We start from the raw sequence: 17,895 nt of genomic DNA, 5'->3' as shown, positions 1-17,895 counted from the left end.
AAATTACAACCATTCGACAGGTAACTCAAAAAAACCATGCCCACCCGTTTTCTCCTCGCGCTCGGATTGGGGGTTCTGACCCTTATTACCGGCGTGATGTACTTCCTTTCTGAGCCCGATCAGGATCACCCGGAATACTGGTATGATGCTTCCTTGTGGTCCTCCGATTATCACAATGCCATTGTGGCCGAGTGCGCCGGCTATGGAATCCGGAAGGAGTGGATTTCATCCGTTGACCCGCCGGGTAAACGACTGGACCGTCCGGTCTGGCAAATCAGGGTCCCCACCGGATTTCCCGTTTCCGATCTGAGTTTGGGTATTCAAACCATCATCCGGGATGAAAGTCCGCTTCTGGTGGACGGATTCGACAGCCGCCGTGAAAACACGGTCAGCCTGCACATTCACGACAAAGGCTCAGTGGTGGCAACCTATCAGATCAAAACCGATTCGAAACTGAAACGGCAGTCGGCCGATGTTTATCTGCTGACCATGCTGCCAGCCGGTGAAGAGCCCCCCGCCCTTCTCACCGACAAATCGGTTTTATCCACACCGGTCATCGTTCCCTCTTCTGTAAAAAAAACCCAGGAAACCGCCACCAGGCTTTCCGGACTTGCCATCGATTTCGGCTTGTACCTGAACGGCCAGCAGGTTCCGTTCCGTTTATCTAACGCTCCCGGGAAAAAGGAATTCAGTCAGGTTGATCAGAAACTCTCCGTGCTCTTTCCCAGCGCATCGGTTTTTCTGACCCCGGGTTCTACACTGAAATTGCCGGCCAAAACCACCCGGACTTATCACTCCGGTCAGTTATTCGATCATCCGGAACCACTGAAAACCACCAAGGATCTGGAATTTGTTCTGGGTAAATACAAAGACTCCCCCTACCTTATTTTCAAAGCAAGCCCTGACTTGTTTGAACAGGATGAGCTTCCGGATCTGCTGACAGTTCTGAATAAGAAGGGATACCGTTTCAGGTATTTCAGGGATTTTAAAACCACCGATTACGATAAGGCAGATTTCAGGAAATCAGGGGCAGGCGGATCGAAACCTCGGTAAACTGACCCTCGGTGCTTTTCAACCGGAAACTTCCACCCATGTCAGACACAATTTTCCGGCAGATTGAAAGTCCAAGTCCCATGCCTTCCGATTTGGTGCTGAAATTGGGTTCCAGCACTTTTTGAAGCAGGTGTTCCGGAATTCCCTTTCCGTTATCAAGCAGGGTCATTGTCAGCCAGGGGGACTCAAAGTTCAGATGGATGGTGACCGAAACGGTTTCAAGACGCCGGGCCTGAACCGAGTTTTTAATCAGATTGGTCAGCAGACGCCCCACCTCCTCGCGGTCACCGAGAACCAGTCCCGGGGTGCCGGCCAGAGTCAGATGAAAGTCCACCCGGTCATCCTTATGAAGGTCCATGGCCTCCCTGCAGATCAATTCGATATCCAGCGGACCCGGATTTTTTGCTGGCATGCGTGAATACATGGCAAAGGTTTTTGCAATCCGGTCCATGGTTTCGATTTCGCGAAGGATTTTTCCCGAGGTCTTTTCGAAAACCTGATTAAATTTTTCCGGGTCTGACCGGTACAGATTAATCAGCATCTGCGTATTGATCCGCAGGGGGCTCAGCGGATTTTTTATTTCATGAGCCACCTGCTTGGCCATTTCCTGCCAGGCCAGCTGCCGTTCAGCCCTTACCATGGCCTCCTTGTAGGCGTTCAGATCATCCACCATCCGGTTAAATGAGTTGGCAAACCGTTCAATTTCAGGAATCCCCCTGACGTTTACATAGACCGGGTCCCGTTGCCTGCCCAACCGCCCGAACGCTTTCTCAATGGCCCGGATGGGTCTGAGCAGCCAGTTGATCCAGATAGAAAAAAAGGTAAAGAGGAAAAACAGAAACAGGACGTAACCCGAAACCAGATAACTGCGTGCCGTTTCAATTTCTTCCTCCACCACCTGCCGGCTGAGCAGGTTGGGAATGGCAACCATCACATCGGAGTAAGAACGGTCGGGTACCGGATAGTAGCCTACGATAAAACGTGTATTTCTGATGCGGTGTTCTGAATAGGTAACCCGGGCCTGATCACTGATCCGGTCACCGGGCATGATTCCGGCAGGCAGGAAATCCGGCATCAGGTTCAGTTTCAGCCAATCGGGCCGGGTGGAATACCAGACCTGGCGTTTGCGGTAAATCAGATAGTCCTGACCGGTGGTCGGCTGAATCAGCCGTTTCTCACGCAACTGTGTCAGAATATACTGGCTGACTCCCTGATAGTAATTATCGAGCAGTAATTTGGATGTATTCACTGCCTGCGACTGGAAGGACTGCTCAACGAAAACTGTCAATCCCCAGAACAGCACCAGAGACGCCGAAACGATACCGATAAACACCCGTTCCCTGAACGAAAACCGGATGTGTCTGTATTTGACCCAACTGGTGATGAACAACAGGAAATAAAGAGCAAACAAACTCATGATGACCAGGAGCAACAGCGGCGAAAACTGATTCCAGTTCCATAAAAAGGTGGGAACCTGTCTGGCAACTGCAATCACCCGATCCGGTTGTCGCCGGTCGGGATATAAAAAGACCGAATATTGCCGGCTGTCCCGGTCAAAAATGAGTTCCACGGCCCGTCTTCTGGCCAGAATCTGAAGAATATCATCATTCAACCGGACCGGAAAAACGGACCTGAGGGTTGTTTCTGTCCGCAGACCTCTGGTGTAAGTGGCCGTGGTGAAGTTAAAATCATCGGTTGGTTCTGCCACCGCTCCAAAAAGATCGCCGACGACCGACCGTGGCCTCACATCCGGAATCTGAACATCAATAAGCAAAACCATTCTGAGGGTATCTGTTTCATCGGTCAGGCGTTTGCGCAACCGGAGACCGGGGGGCTGCCCGGTTGATTCCCGGCGTGTGATCACTCCGGACCGGGATAACGGATCTTCCTCGGAAAGACCGGTTGCCAGGTTAAGTGAATCTTCTTCATCTGCAGGGGGAAAGCGGAAGGACCAGTCGGAAAAAACCCTTCCTTCAGGGGTGAGCAGCCGCAACCGGACCGGAACCCATTCCTGGGAGAAAAGCGAGTTCAGCCAGATGTCATACGCCCACTGACTTGAATCGACCGACTCCTTGCCTGCCGGATCATTCACCTGAGCGGCCGTTTCCTGCATCAGATAATAAATCCAACCATCCGCCGGATCGGCCATCTGCACCGCCAGGTTTTTCTGTAACACAGCCAGGCGTTCATTATTGGCTTTCTGAAGGAGGAAAAAGACCGGAATAAAACCCTGAAGAAACAAGGATGTGTAAATAAACCAGGATTGAAGACTGTGCTTCCACCTGAGCCGGAAACGGATGGTGGCCCATACGGAAAAACCAAACCACAGAAAACTGAACAGCAACACCTGCCAGACCATGGCCAGCTGATCATTCAGCAGATACTGGACGGAGAAAAAGGATACCCCTCCCAGGGCCAGAAACAAAATCTGGTCGGTCCCCTTCAGTGACCGGATCCATTGAAGATGATCAATTTTAAAACTCACCCAGATGAGGGCCGCGATACCAGTCAGGAATCCGGCCGACGTCACCAGCAACCACAAGGCAGGCTCACCCGGGTTCAGCCGGATGGGAAAACCGGTCACCCAGCCATCGAGCACCAGACTGTTAATGATCCGCTGAATGGAAACCAGACTCAGGGAAAGCAACGAGGTGGAAATCACTATCCAGAGAAGCAGTTTCCATTTTTTAGGACGGGATCCGCTCCAGGGAAATTCCACCACCAGGAGCATCATCCCCATGGCCATCATCACAGTTGCCAGGTTGATCCACGCATTCAGATCCCCGATCAGACCAAAGGTCAGTTCAGCCATGTAGGCCCCTCCCGAAATATCGGGTCGGACTGGCAGCAACACATTCCACAACCCGATCTGCGTGTGCACCCAGCCGAAAAGGGCGATCAGCGGTATCAGGATGGCCACCAGCTGATTCTTCCGGAATCCGAAAGAAAAACCAGAAGCAATGAGAATCAGGATCAGAATCAGTTCGGTCAGCAGAATGAGCCCCACCTGAAGAATGCGGCTGTTCCGGGTCATTTCCCTGAGAGTCTCTTCCCTGCCATTCTGACCCATTTTCAGGCTGACTTTCAGATCCTCATGTTTCAGGGCGAGAATGCCGGTACTGTCTTTTTCATTTGGCTGAACATGAACCGAGGGAATGGATTTCCAGTTAAACGCGGTGGCCCAATTGGCAGTCAGTGTGGGGGGAACGGCATCGGATGGATGGTAGAAGTTGTTGTACCCGATCACTCTGAATACCGTCAGAACCCATTGACGGCTTCCGGTCCCGATCAGCACACTCTGAATCAGGTAACAGCCATCTGAAGTTTCGACCAAATCGGGTCGTCCCGAGGGCCGCTGACCTGCCAGACGACGCATAAGATCCTGTGTGAGGAAAGTCCAGGCAACCGGCTCTCCATAGAGGGGGGCAATCACCACGCCGGTTTCGCGGGGCCCCTGACCCAGACGGCGGATGGCTTCTTCGGATTGGCCGGACCGGACACCCTCAATAAAAACCGAATCGGAAAGTACCGACGTCACAGCCTGACTGAATTCCCTGCAAAAGACCGAAAACTGGTCGGTCAGTACCGCATCAACACGGGAAAGACTGACCGGGTCCGGGTGAAGCACCAACTGATTCTGAACCCGGAACTGATGAAACTGATAGACAAGGAAAAAACCAGAAACCAGGAGAGTGAGCAGAAGAATCCGGTTCAGGCGGGTCATGGCATGTAGTGGTCAGACATGGAGTGAGACCGGGTTATCCGGCATATTCGTTCCCGGCTGGTTCCTGAAAGGTATGGTAACGGTTGCGGGTGAAAACCGCATCAACCGATCCGATGAACCGCTGATTCAGAAAAGGGGTGTTGCGACTTTTCGACCGCAGGCTATCCTTCAGAACGGTCACCGTTTCGAACGGATCGATAATCACAAAATCGGCGGGTTCGCCCGGCCTCAGCGGATTGGGCTTTAAACCGAAGCGTTTTCTGGGATTGACGATCAATCGCTCAAGCAGTGATCCGATGGATAAAATGCCTTGCTTGACCAGCCCGGTGTAAGAGGCAGCGAAGGTGGTTTCCAGACCAATTGCTCCGATCGGGGCCGAAATGAAATCGGTGGTTTTTTCGATTTCCGATTGGGGCATGTGACTGCTTGGAATCATATCGATTACCCCACTTCTGATGGCCTCAATCACTGCCAGCCGATCAGATTCGGACCGAAGCGGCGGCCACAGTTTAAAATTGGTGTTATACCAATCGAGATGATCATCACTGAGAAGAAAATAAAAGGGAGATACCCCGCAGGAAAGGTTGGCCCCACGGGCTTTCTGGTAAGAAAATGCTTCAATTCCTGCCCGGGTGGTCAGATTCGAGAAATGGAGCCTCACACCGGTTTCCCGGGCAATTTCTCCATCACGGTGAACCATCAGGGATTCTGTGATCGCCGGAACCCCGGGAAGTCCGAGCCGCGCCGACTGAACTCCCTCGTTCAACACCCCCTGACCTGCAAGTGTGCGGTCTTCGGGCGATTGAATGACCAGCCCATCATACATCGACACATATTCACAGGTTCTTTTCATCTGCAGGGAAGACTGAACCGGCTGTAAACCATCCGAAAACAGATGCACACCGACCGAGGTAAATGACATGACCGGAGCGATAAACTGCCCCTCACACCCTTTGGTCAGGCTGGCAACGATGTGGATATCGATGGGAGCCCCGCCGATTTTCGATTGCAGGTACTCATAGGTTTGCAGATTATCAACCGGCGGACGTGTATTCGGGTAAATACAGACCGAGGTAAATCCACCGGCCAGAGCAGCTTCGCTGCCGGTCCTGATGGTTTCACGGTATTCGAGTCCTGGTTCGCCAAAGAAACAGTAAGTATCACAAAAACCGGGAACCAGCCAGCGCCCGTTTCCATCGATCGTTTCAATCGGTTCCTGACCGGTTTCTGCACCGGGAGGAAGTATTATTCCATCCTGATCAACCACCAATTCGTTATTCCAGACGGACTGACCGGTATTCCAGGGATCCTGAATGTTAAAATTCACAAAACGTTTCATAGTGATTTCCGGTAGGCATCAATCATTTTCAGTACCGCCATCCGCACAGCCACACCATTGGTAACCTGATCGAGGATGATACTTTTTCCGCAATCAACGGCGAAGTGAGACATTTCAACACCCCGGTTCACAGGGCCCGGGTGCATCAGAATGGCGTGGCTTTTCATTCTGGATATCCGGCGCTCGTCGATGCCGTACTCTTTATGAAATTCAATCAGCGAGGGCAAATACCCCGATTCCATTCTTTCCAGCTGAATACGCAGGCTGACGGTTACATCCAGTTCCGGAAGGATCGGATCCAGTTGATAATGAATACGTGCACCCAGCTTACCGAAGGCTTCCGGGACCAGGGTCCGCGGTCCGATCAGATGAACTGAAGATCCCAGTTTTACCAGGGTGAAAATGAGGGAACGAGCTACCCGGCTGTGAAGAATATCTCCGATTATACCAACCTGCAAGCCGCGGAAGTCGTTAAAATGCTGCTGAATGCTGAGTGCATCGAGCAAAGCCTGGGTGGGGTGTTCATGGGTTCCTTCGCCGGCGTTGATGATCGAGGCAGACACGCTGCGACCCAGCAGGTGACAAATTCCGGAAATGGTATGTCTGAGCACCATCATGTCAATTTTCATGACTTCCAGATTCCGGATCGTATCCAGAACGGTTTCACCCTTGGTGATGCTGCTCGACTCATTGGTGAAATTAATAATGGTGGCACCCAGACGTCTCTCGGCCAGTTCAAACGAAAACCGGGTTCTGGTTGAATTTTCAAAAAACAGATTGGCCACCGTCACATGGCGAAGGTCGGTGAGGTTTTTATCTGTCTGGTCCAATAAAAGACGGTAGTCGGCAGCCAGTTTCAGCACAGACAGAATGTCTGAGGCGGCCAGTGTCTCAATTCCGGTGAGATGACGGGAGGGAAAAGTCATGGATCGGTTTGAAATCTGTATGATAAAAAAAAACCGAAACTTTTGGTTTCGGTTTACTTAAACATGGCTTTGATACTGCCCCAGGTCTTTCGGACAGAAGTGGTGGTGTAATTCCCACTTCCTTCCAGGTAGGTGGTCCCGCTGCGGGTCACCACCTTCAGGCGGTAATCAACATTCCCGGCTGCTGTTTTATAAAGGCCCAGGTCAATAAACTGATAAAGAGAGCCACTGCCAAGGGGCTCAAAGTTCCGGATGGCATCGAACCCGGTTTCATTTTCTTTCCGACGCTCGAGCGAGTAACCGATCAGACCTTCTTCATCGAGACTCTTCCACTCGAGAAGAATGCGGTCTCCCATGCTTCTGACCTTAAAATAGTCCACATTCCCCTGTGTGGGGCTGAAACCGGTAACCCCCATAAAGAGGGCGGTCAGGACCAGAAGCAAAATGGGACGGTTTGTTTTCATGTTTTACAAGGTAACGCAGGCCTGTCAAAAATTCAAGACCTGCCGACCGGATTATTTTCCTTTGAGCAGATCGAGCTGATAGTCGGCATTCCGTGCCCAGGATGCATCTTTTTTGGCACTTTTAAAAGCATCGCGGGCCTCTCCGTTCTTGGCCAACCCTTTCAGAGCACGACCAAGTTCATAATAGTTGGCACCTTTGCGGTTGTCACCACCCTTTTTGAGGGTTACTGATTTTTTGGCGTTCTCAGCAGCATTCTTATAATCACCCAGTTCATTCTGTGACATGGCAAGGCGCAGGTACAGTTCGTCATTCTTGTTATTCACCTCGGTTCCTTTGGTGAATACCTTCACGGCTTCCTTGTGATCCTTGTTTTCTGAATGGGCAATGCCCAGGTAGTAATAGGCAAACTCATCCTTGGGATTCAGTTCAATGGCCTTCTGCAGGTGTTTGATGGCTTCCTTAGGCTTACGATCCTGAATCAGGGCACGTCCGATCGACACGTAATTGTCTTCTTCATCCGGAACGGTCTGTATGCCTTTCAGATAGGCCTTGATGGCTTCATCCAGTTTTCCGGATTGTTCATAGGCTTTTCCGAGTGCATCGTATGTTTTTGCAAAGGAAGGTTCGGCCTCAATTCCCTTTTTGAAGGTTTCAATCGCAGAGGCTGTGTTTCCCTGTTTCCGGTAAGCCTGACCCATGTTGTAGTAGAAACGGCCGGCTTTCGGGTAGGTTTTAATGGCTTCCTCATAGGCGGTAATGGCTTCCTTGGCCTGGCCCTTTTTCAGGAAGGCATTCCCTTCATTGAAAAACTTATTTGCAGCATTCTCCTCATCAGACACCGCTTGTGTCTGCGCCACTGCGCTGAGTGAACCCAGGATCAGTATGAAAAGCAATGAAACTGATCTTGAAAAAGCCATTCCTAACCTCCGATGTTCGAAAAAATCTTATTAAAGATTTTAAAAATATTGCAGTCCGGGTTTTATTCCAAATCAATATTCAGGATCGGTCCTGAAAAGAAACTGAGACTTAAAAAATTCAACCATTTCATGAAATTCCTGATCAGTAAGAAACAATCCCAGCTCTGGGACCTGCATGAGTTTATGTGACCAGATAAAATGGTATCTGAATTCATTCACCTCGCTGATGGTCAGAAGATACTCCAGAAACCACCATTTCTGATAGAGAGTTTCATCTTCCTCGGGCCGGTGAGTGCGCCACCAGGCCGTTTCCAGCCGGTAGAATTCCAATAAACGCTCATCTGCGTTTCCGGATGACAGCAAGGCTGGATCCAATTGTTGTCTGAAACCAGCAGGAAGCAGCAGGGAGTCTGCCTGAAGACAGGGATTGGATGGACTGTACCAGACATGAAGGGAATCGGCCGGATTCCAGATCTGGTACCCGGTCATTGTGGATAGCAGGCTCAGAAGACCCCACCCTTCTGCCCCATACGGATTGAGTATCACCGACCGGATCGCAGCATCCCAGGCAGCCGAGGTATCACCGGATGCAGCAAGTAATTCACCATAATAATACCAGGATTTCCAGCTTCCCGGATTGGAAGCCAGGGCTTTTTCGAACCAGTACCGGGCGGTATCATACCGATCATCAATATAGAAAGTATCACCCAGATATAACATGGCCGACCAGGCGGATGAATCGGCTTTCAAAACCGCCAGATAGGTTTTCCGTGCCCTTTCATACTCCCTGACGTGATAAAGGCTGTCGGCAACATGATGCAGGGCGGCCGCCCGGCCCGTCGGACGGATGATCTGCAGATGGGAACCGTCTGTGGTGCGGACCACCTGAAGCCATTCATTGACTTCCCTGAATGATTCCAGGCGCAATCGGGCCACGTGATCGGTGAATTGCAGGCAATTCTGGCTGTTGGTTCCGCCAGCATTCAGATTCAGCAGAAGAAGCAAAACCACCATCATGTAAGGAAGTCTTTCAGTGCCTGTATGATTTTCTGATTGGCAACCGGAAACGGCATTTTATCGAGGTCCCCGAGTGCCACCCATCTGATTTCACTGCCGGAGAGTGCTTTTCCGACCCCCTTCCAGCGTGAGCAAATGTACGCATGAATGGTAATTTTCCGGTGCGTGAATTCGTGAGGAACCGTCAGCAGCAGGCGGTCCGGGGTAACCTGCAGATCAACCTCTTCCTTCATTTCCCTGATGAGTGCTTCCTCAACCGTTTCACCCTGTTCAACCTTGCCCCCCGGGAATTCCCATAAGCCTGCCAGCATCTGACCTTCCCGGCGCCGGGCTACCAGAACCTGGTCACCCTTCAGCACCAATCCGACCGCAATGGTAAAGTGGGGTTTACCGGTTTTTCTGGTTTTGACGGGAAACCGCCCGGTGGTTCCATGAAGTCCCGCCAGACAATCGGGAAGAACCGGGCAATTTGTGCAATCGGGATTCGCCGGCCGGCAGATCAGGGCCCCCAGTTCCATCATGGCCTGGTTAAAATCACCTGCCTGACCAGAGGGTATCATGGGTTGCAAAATGGAAGAAATCTGCTGCCGGGTCTGGGGTTTTGAAATATCTTCGGGGAGTTCGATCCACCGGGATACCACACGGAGTACGTTCCCATCCACTGCCGGAATGGCTTCACCCGAACAGATCGAGGAAATGGCCGCCGCGGTGTAGGGTCCGATTCCTTTCAATTCAATCAATGATTCGTACCGGGTCGGAATCTTTCCGTCATACAAGGTCATGACCTGCCTGGCTGCCGTCTGAAGATTTCTGGCACGGCTGTAATACCCCAACCCCTCCCAGGATTTTAAAACAGCTTCTTCCTCTGCATTGGCGAGTGCTTCAATGGTCGGAAACCGGTTCATGAACCGGGTAAAATAGGGGAGAACGGTAGCCACCTGAGTCTGCTGAAGCATGATTTCTGATACCCAGACGGGCCAAGGATCAGAAACCTTCCGCCAGGGCAGCGGACGCAGATTTCGGGTGTACCAATCCAGAAGTGAACGAACCAACCGTTTCCGGTTCATGCAGGCTCATCTTCCTGCCGGAACAGATCACCGGAGAGGAGTTTCTTTTTTTCGGCAAGCAATTCCTGAACCGACCGCATCATGCTTTGCTGGACCTCCGGATCATCGGTCGAGGCCAATTGGTTTTTCAGATCATGTATATGGGATTCCACAGACTGAATCCGCAGACGGGTAATGGCATCCTCAATCCACCGTCGGACATCGAGGGATTCCTTATCGAACCCCATGGATTTCCATCTGGGTGAAATGGAGTATTTTTCGATGGCAAGACGATAGACCAATTCCTGCTCGTGTTCGGTACAGCGGTCGGCCAGATCCTGAAGTTCCCAATACTCCCGTTCTTCGGAAAGAGCGAGGGCCTTTTCATAGACCGACCTGGCCAGTTCTGTTGGAAAATAACCGGGGGCGACAAAGTACCCCAGATAAGCAGCCACCACTTTCCCATATTCAATGATGAGTTTCAGCAGGTCACGTTCAGGTGCCAGCAGGGTGGTCCGGACCGGTTTCACGGCCGGCAGTGTGTCGGGCGGAGCCATCGGCTTTTCTCTGACAGGCCGGGTCGGAAGGGACTGCTGACCTCCCCGCTTTTTCAACGAGGCAAACAAGGTGGATTCCGGAATCCGGGCAAGCGAGGCCAACTCCTGGATGATCAGGTCGCGACCCACTCCATCGGGGTAAACGGCTGCCAGATCGATCACCCGGCGGATGGCTTCTTCCCGGTCATTGATGGCATCACCTGCCTGAGACTGGTAGTAGCCCAGAACAAAATCGATGGCTGACCGGCGTTTTTCATTCAGGAACCAGGTGAACTGATCGGCTCCCTTTTGTCTGATGAAGGAGTCGGGGTCGTGGTTATCGGGCAGGGTCAGAATGGTGGGGATAATTCCCTCGGTAAAAAGAACCGGCAGGGATCTTTCCATTGCACTGAGGCCGGCGGAATCACCATCATAAAGGAAGACCACGTTTTTATCGGTATAACGCTTGATCAACCGCACCTGATCGGGGGTCAGGGCGGTACCCGATGTGGCTACGGCATGAGTGAAACCGGCCTGATGAAGTGAAATCACATCGAGATAGCCTTCGACAATCAGGACCGACTCTTTTTTCCGGATGGATTCACGTGCCTGAAAAAGTCCGTACAGCACCCTGGATTTGTGGTAAACCGCCGATTCAGGTGAGTTCATGTACTTGGCAAAATCGGTGTCTGAGGTCATGATACGACCCCCGAATCCGATGTAACGCCCGATGTGATCCTGAATGGGAAACATCAGCCGGTCCCTGAACCGGTCATAGGTTTTTCCCTGATCGCCGCGAATCACCAGACCGAGTTCCTCGAGAAATTCACTTCTGATCTGATCGCGGTAGGCGGTCGATTTCAGATCCTCCCAACCGGGTAAGGCATACCCCAGGTTAAACTTTGAAATGCTTTCAGCGGTGATTCCTCTGTTTTCAAGGTATTCCCGGGCCGCTTTTCCAGCCGGTGACTGCAGATTGGCAATCCAGGCGGACATGGCCCACCGGTTGGTTTCAAAGAGGGAGTCTTCGCGGTTAAACCGTTCCTCATCTTCCCTTCCGGGTTTGGGAAGTTCAATCCGGGCTCTTTCGGCCAGAACACGCACCGCTTCCCCGAAGGAAAGGCCATCGGTTTCCATGATAAACTGGAAAACAGAGCCACCCTTCCCGCAACCAAAACACTTAAAGATTCCCTTGGAGGGACTGACGGAAAAGGAGGCAGTTTTTTCTGAGTGGAAGGGGCATCTTCCCCAGTAGTTGGTTCCCTTTTTTTTCAGGTCCACCCGTTCGCGGACCACCTCCACAATGTCACTGGCAGCCTGTACTGCTGCAATTAGCTGAGGAGGATATTTCATGGAGGGAACGGCATCAGTAGGTCATGAGGCGGTTCAATTCGGTGATTTTGACCTGATATTCCTTGCGGAGCTGCTTGCGAAGGCGCGCGAGTTCGCGTCGTTGCTCTGCAGCATCAGAATCACCCTTCAACACAGGCAGCGGGGTGGGTTTACGGTCATCGTTAACCGCAATAACAATAAAAAAGGCAACCGTCACCACTTCTTCCTGATTAGGAAGTCCCAACGGCTGAACGACTTTCACACCGATTTCCATGGAGGAATTTTCGACCAGATTGATGGTTGCCATCATGGTCAGTTTGGTGTCCTGCCGGACGCGTACGTTAAAATCGAGCGGATCGACATGTGCAGTCACCACCGGCAAACCGCAGAACCGGCGGGCACAGGCGTGTGCAGTCAGTTCAAGCAGCTTGAACAGATCGGCCCCGTTCAGGTAGCCCATGGCATCGGCCATTCCGCGGGTCACCAGGGCCGTGGCTTTGAATTCCCTTATTCCGGTTGCAACAGGTTCCATGATACGTCCTCAGCGGTCAGTTTTTTATTTTCCAACGGGCACCGTCTTTTCCATCTTCAATCATCAGACCTCCCGAGGCCAGACGATCACGGATCAAATCGGATTTCGCCCAATTTTTCTCTTTGCGGTAATCGGAACGGAGTTCCAGAATCAGATCCATGGCTGTTCCCAGTTCCTTCTCCAGATTTTTTCCACCGGATTCCGCGGGAACCAATCCGAGCACCTCGGAGAGGGTGTATCTGAAGAAACAAGCCAGATCGGACTGATTTCCCGCCAGACCGGCATCGGAATTGATGCTTCTGATGGCGTTAAAAACCACGGCCAACGCCTGAGGGGTGTTAAAATCCTCATTCATCACCTTGTCAAATTCATCCACCCATCCCTTCACCACCGGCGAGACCGGCTCCTCTGTCCCGGTTATTTTCAGATACGGTCCGGCTGTTTGCATCAGTCGTTCAAACCCACGGCCAGCCGCCAGAATGGCTTCTGCCGAGAAATCAATGGGGGAACGGTAATGAGAGTTTAACACAAAAAACCGAAGCACCATCGGGTCGTAGGAGCGAAGCAGGTCTTTCAGGTTCATGACATTTCCCTTGGACCTGGACATTTTTTCGCCGTTCACCGTGACCATGTTGTTATGGATCCAGTACCGGGCAAAGGGCTTCCCTGTTGCTGCTTCCGATTGAGCAATTTCGCATTCATGATGAGGAAACTGGTTGTCCAATCCACCGCCATGAATATCGAAAGTGGTTCCCAGATACTTCATCGACATGGCCGAACATTCAATGTGCCAGCCGGGGAAACCAATACTCCATGGGGACCGCCACCTCATGAGGTGGTTGGGTTCTGCTTTTTTCCAGAGCGCAAAGTCGAGCGGACTTTTCTTATCTGAATGAACCTCGAAGCGGGTTCCCTCGAGCAGATCATCAATCCGTTTACCCGATAACTTCCCGTATTCCCCGAATTTTTTCACATCGAAATAGACCGAACCGTTCGATTCGTAAGCGTAACCCTTTTCAATGAGGGTTTCAATAAGTTCGATCTGCTCGGGAATATGCCCGGTGGCACGGGGCGAAATGTGCGGGCGCCGGATGTTCAACCGGTCCATGTCCTCGAAATAGCTGTGAGTATAATGTTCGGCGATGGCCATGGGTTCGGTTCTGGTTTCGCGGCTCTTTTTCAGAATCCGGTCTTCCCCATCGTTGTCATCGCCCAGCAAATGACCCACATCGGTGAGGTTCTGAACGTAAAGCGGATTGTACCCGCTGGCCACCAGCCACCGGAAAATGGTATCGAAGGACACGTAGGATTTGGCATGACCGATGTGAGAGTCGCCATACACAGTCGGGCCGCAGACATACATGGTTACCCGTTCAGGATTCCCCGGTTCAAACGGTTCAATCCGGCGTGTCAGAGAGTTATACAGTTTCAGATTTTTTGATTTCATAAAATAAGTTAGGCTAGTCCAAGCAGGTCGGCTGCCTGTGCCCGTGACCGGTCGGTAACCGACTCACCGGAAAGCAACCGTGCAATTTCCTCGATTCGTTCCTGTTGACCAAGTTGAATGACGGTTGATTCGGTCGATCCGTTCTGAACGGATTTCCTGACCTGATAGTGGTCACCGGGAATACTGGCGACCTGTGGGAGATGGGTGATCACAAAAATCTGCCGGTTCACAGACAGCTGCGTCAATACTTTACCAACGGCACTGGCAATTTTCCCGCTCACTCCCGTATCTATTTCATCAAAGATGAGCACATTCACGCCAGCCGCTTCGGCAGTGGCCGCCTTGATGGCCAGCATGATCCTTGAAATCTCGCCACCAGAAGCCACTTTGGACAGCGGTTTCAGCTCTTCACCTGCGTTGGTTGAAATCAGGAACACCACCTGATCCCAGCCATCCTGATTCATTTTCACGGGAGTGCCGGCCTTTTGAAAAGGGGAACCGGGGTCCGTTTCACTGGTCACCCTGATTTCGAAGCGGCATTTTTCCAATCCGAGGCCGGTTAACTGATCAATCACCGATCTGGCCAGCCTGACTGCACCTTTTGATCGCCGGTCCGAGAGGCCGGAAGCCAGCTTTTCAGTTTTGGCCTTTAACTCATCCACCATGGTTTCCATGGCGGCAATCCGGCCATCCACATTCAGATCCCCTGCCAGTTCCCCTGCCAGTCGTTCACGAAGGTCGAGCACTTCGGTTAGAGTGGGGCCATATTTCTTTTTCAGGCGGTTTATCAGATCGAGGCGATTTCTGACCGCCACCTGCCTTTCGGGATCCACAACCACCCGGTCGGCATATTGGGCAAAGAAACGACCGGTCTCCTTTATGGAAATGGACGCAGACTGAAGTTCTTTCTGATACTCGGCAAGCGCCGGGTCTATCCGGACGAGTTCTTCCAGTTTTTTGAGAACATCGGTCAGTTGAGCGTGAAGATTCTGCGCCTCATCACCGGTCAGGGACCAGGCCACGGCTCCCGAGGTCTGGAAAAGAAATCCGGCGTGATCGAGCCGGTTCAGTTCCTGTTCCAGATCGGAATCTTCACCTGCATGCACGCCGGCGTCATCGATTTCCTTTAGCTGAAAGGCCGACAATTTCTGCTTTTCCAGAAGGGACTGGCGCTCCTTTTTTAATTTAGCCAGATTGCGGTTGGATTGATCCCATTCCGTCCAGACGGTTTTAAACTCATCGAGAAGGGCACTGTTGCCACAAAAATCATCCAGAAACTGTTTCTGCAGGTCCTGATTCAGAAGCGATTGATGGTCATGCTGTCCGTGAAGATCGACCAGCCGGTCTCCGATGGACCGCAGCAGGTTCAGACTGACCACCTGATCGTTGATAAAAATCCGGTTTTGACCCCGGCTGGTAATTTCCCGGCGGATCACCAGATCGGGCGGTGTTGTGTCGATTTCTTCTGATTGAAGCAGGGTTTTCAGCCAGGCGGGATCGCCGATGGTAAAGGTTCCTTCAACCAGAGCCCGGTCCGATCCGGTTCTGATCAGGTCGGAAGAGGCCCTTTCACCCAGCAGAAGTCCGATGGCACCGAGCAGAATGGATTTGCCTGCGCCGGTTTCCCCCGTCAGAATATTCATGGAGCCCGGAAAGGATAATTCCAGTTCGCTGATGATGGCAACGTTTTTTATGTATAACCGGCTTAGCATGGTTTTTAATTGAGGGTCAAAGGTAGGAAAATCAGCCATGACTATCCACACGACCAAACTGAGAGTACGGTCAGAATCGATTGGTCATCCAGGTATTTCCTGACACTGAAGCCGGTATTTCAACTCCAAGTGCAAGAAAAACGGCCGATCATTGTCAAACCAGAAACCGGAACACTGTTAAAACTTTTAAAAATCCATGAAACCCCTGCTCATCTCCCTTTCCCTGCTATTTGGCTCAACCCTGACGGTGGCTCAGGAAGGTCATTCCTGGTCCCTTCAACCGTTAATTGGGTATAATGGGACGCATCAGACTGGCGGATATGCCGGATTGGAAGTGCTCTGGAATTCGCAGTTTGGGTTAACAGCCACCTATGGGAGCTATTCCCTCGAATCAGCCGGGCTATCGGCCACGTGGTACCTCACGCAGGGTTCCAATCCCCTTTTCTTAAAGATTGGCGGCACCTCCTACTGGTCTTCCACGGACGACCAGTACCGGTATTCCCTCAGAAGTTTTCATGCAGGCGGCGGGTACCAGGCATTGGTTTTTGGTAATTTTACACTGACCACCGATGCAGTGGCCATCAAATACATCCGGCAGAAAATCAGCATTGGTAACTTAAAAATTAAGGACTTCTTCAGTTCAGATGAAAGCTGGTATTTTACATTGGGTCTTACTGTGGGTTATCGTTTTACTTTTTAACGGGTGTTCATCGGACGAACCCGATCAGTCAGACATTCATCTGATTGCCCATCGCGGGTCCAGTTACCAGTATCCGGAAAATTCCGCAGAGGCCATACAGGTTCTTATTCCTGCCGGAATCACCCATTTAGAAACAGATCTGGTATTCACATCTGATGACAGTGTGGTGTTGTTTCACGATTACCAGACCGACCGCCTGACCACCTTCAATCAACCTGTTATTGAAACGCCCACTGCCAGATTGCGGAGTGGTTTTTTTAATCAGACCGGCGGAACCCTTCTGACCTTTGAACAGTTCGCACGGCGTTTTGGATCTGGTTTTGACCGGATCTACCTCGACTTAAAATGGGGCCAGGGAGAAGCCGTTTACAAGGTGATCAGACAGGTGGTCACCCTGTCTTCACGATATAATCTCGATCGCCGGTTGGTTGTTACCAGCACGAATGCGAACCAATTAGATTCAATCCGGGCCCTCAATCCGGATATACAGGTAGCGTATGATCGCGATCCGGCCGGACTCGAAATTTGTATCAGGAACCACTACCCAATGCTTCTCCTGCACCGGGAAGATGTATCTCCGGATATTGTCAAAGGTGCTGCCAGTGCAGGGGTGAAACTGGTTGGATACGGCTACACCACCTTACCCGATCTACAGGCAGCGGTGGCTGTGGGAGTCAGCGACCTCATGACCGACAATCCCATTGGTTTTAAGTCCTGGTTCGACTAATCCGGTTCATTTTTGACATTTTCCGGATTAAAGTTGGGCTAAACGATAGTGGCACCGGTGGCCACCCACCTATACAAAATCCAATTCCCCGGATTTTTGTCCTTGCCGACATCGGCCAGCCGACGAAGTGAGAAACGGAAGGCCGTCAGAAACGATTGCTGTCTGAGTCCCGATTAATCGGGACGAGTTCAATCGTTTTAGGCCTGGAGTGCCACGAACATGCCAGGATCGGGCGGTCGGGCTTGGGCGGTTCCCGAGCGGAGCCGAGGAATGGTGACTTTTTTGTGAAAAAAGTCACCCTGCGGAGCAACTCAAGCTTGCAGGAAGGATATCTATTCTCGTGATTGGTATTCAACTTTCTTTAAAAGAAAGTAGCAAAGAATCTTCCGGCATCGAAACGCACGATCGCCCCCATCCCGCTT

14 protein-coding genes are annotated in these 17,895 nt (G+C 51.6%); 3 read left to right on the top strand and 11 right to left on the bottom strand.

Translation table 11 applies throughout. From position 1 onward, the window contains the following. The first annotated feature begins 36 nt into the window (after positions 1-36). Positions 37-1,053, top strand: coding sequence for a hypothetical protein (locus tag HUU10_03695; GenBank protein ID NUQ80693.1), 1,017 nt, complete (start codon positions 37-39; stop codon positions 1,051-1,053). On the opposite strand, the gene HUU10_03690 is transcribed toward HUU10_03695, so the two are convergent. The 11 genes from HUU10_03690 to recN all read right to left on the bottom strand — a co-directional run bounded on the left by HUU10_03690 (position 1,016) and on the right by recN (position 16,085). Beyond that, a complete protein-coding gene (locus HUU10_03690; GenBank protein NUQ80692.1) occupies positions 1,016-4,777 on the bottom strand; it encodes an ATP-binding protein in 3,762 nt (1,253 codons plus the stop codon). The two genes, HUU10_03695 and HUU10_03690, sit on opposite strands and share 38 nt — an antisense overlap. Before the next feature lie 34 nt (positions 4,778-4,811). Continuing rightward, the gene (locus HUU10_03685; GenBank protein NUQ80691.1) at positions 4,812-6,116 is read right to left on the bottom strand and encodes a dihydroorotase; all 1,305 of its coding nucleotides are present in this window, start codon (positions 6,114-6,116) and stop codon (positions 4,812-4,814) included. Beyond that, positions 6,113-7,042, bottom strand: a complete 930-nt coding sequence (locus tag HUU10_03680) for an aspartate carbamoyltransferase catalytic subunit (protein NUQ80690.1) — start codon at positions 7,040-7,042, stop codon at positions 6,113-6,115. The genes HUU10_03685 and HUU10_03680 overlap by 4 nt, the downstream gene beginning before the upstream one ends. Positions 7,043-7,095: 53 nt before the next feature. Then, positions 7,096-7,506: a hypothetical protein gene (locus HUU10_03675; GenBank protein ID NUQ80689.1), complete on the bottom strand. Its 411-nt coding sequence runs from the start codon at positions 7,504-7,506 to the stop codon at positions 7,096-7,098. A 51-nt stretch (positions 7,507-7,557) separates the two neighbouring features. Further along, positions 7,558-8,424: a tetratricopeptide repeat protein gene (locus tag HUU10_03670; GenBank protein ID NUQ80688.1), complete on the bottom strand. Its 867-nt coding sequence runs from the start codon at positions 8,422-8,424 to the stop codon at positions 7,558-7,560. 72 nt (positions 8,425-8,496) lie between these two features. Then, complete coding sequence (locus tag HUU10_03665) at positions 8,497-9,441, bottom strand: tetratricopeptide repeat protein (protein NUQ80687.1); 945 nt, start codon at positions 9,439-9,441, stop codon at positions 8,497-8,499. Next, positions 9,438-10,508, bottom strand: a complete 1,071-nt coding sequence (gene mutY, locus HUU10_03660) for an A/G-specific adenine glycosylase (GenBank protein NUQ80686.1) — start codon at positions 10,506-10,508, stop codon at positions 9,438-9,440. The genes HUU10_03665 and mutY overlap by 4 nt, the downstream gene beginning before the upstream one ends. Further along, on the bottom strand, positions 10,505-12,376 hold the full coding sequence (locus HUU10_03655; GenBank protein ID NUQ80685.1) for a DNA primase: 1,872 nt from the start codon (positions 12,374-12,376) through the stop codon (positions 10,505-10,507). Before HUU10_03655 ends, mutY begins: the two co-directional genes overlap by 4 nt. A 13-nt stretch (positions 12,377-12,389) precedes the next feature. Continuing rightward, positions 12,390-12,887, bottom strand: coding sequence for a hypothetical protein (locus tag HUU10_03650; GenBank protein NUQ80684.1), 498 nt, complete (start codon positions 12,885-12,887; stop codon positions 12,390-12,392). Positions 12,888-12,903: 16 nt separating this feature from the next. After that, positions 12,904-14,334 carry a cysteine--tRNA ligase gene (locus tag HUU10_03645; GenBank protein NUQ80683.1) on the bottom strand — a complete coding sequence of 477 codons (1,431 nt, stop codon included), beginning with the start codon at positions 14,332-14,334 and terminating at the stop codon, positions 12,904-12,906. Between the two features lie 8 nt (positions 14,335-14,342). Next, positions 14,343-16,085 carry a DNA repair protein RecN gene (gene recN / locus HUU10_03640; GenBank protein ID NUQ80682.1) on the bottom strand — a complete coding sequence of 581 codons (1,743 nt, stop codon included), beginning with the start codon at positions 16,083-16,085 and terminating at the stop codon, positions 14,343-14,345. 157 nt (positions 16,086-16,242) lie between these two features. Between recN and HUU10_03635 the strand changes: the two genes are divergently transcribed. Continuing rightward, positions 16,243-16,746, top strand: coding sequence for a hypothetical protein (locus HUU10_03635; protein ID NUQ80681.1), 504 nt, complete (start codon positions 16,243-16,245; stop codon positions 16,744-16,746). Next, positions 16,691-17,473 (top strand): glycerophosphodiester phosphodiesterase, encoded by a 783-nt coding sequence (locus HUU10_03630; protein NUQ80680.1) that lies wholly within the window; start codon positions 16,691-16,693, stop codon positions 17,471-17,473. The genes HUU10_03635 and HUU10_03630 overlap by 56 nt, the downstream gene beginning before the upstream one ends. Positions 17,474-17,895: the final 422 nt, after the last annotated feature.

Source organism: Bacteroidota bacterium (assembly GCA_013360915.1).
In the GTDB taxonomy this organism is placed as follows: domain Bacteria; phylum Bacteroidota; class JABWAT01; order JABWAT01; family JABWAT01; genus JABWAT01.
This window is presented reverse-complemented; position numbering and strand designations above follow the sequence as displayed.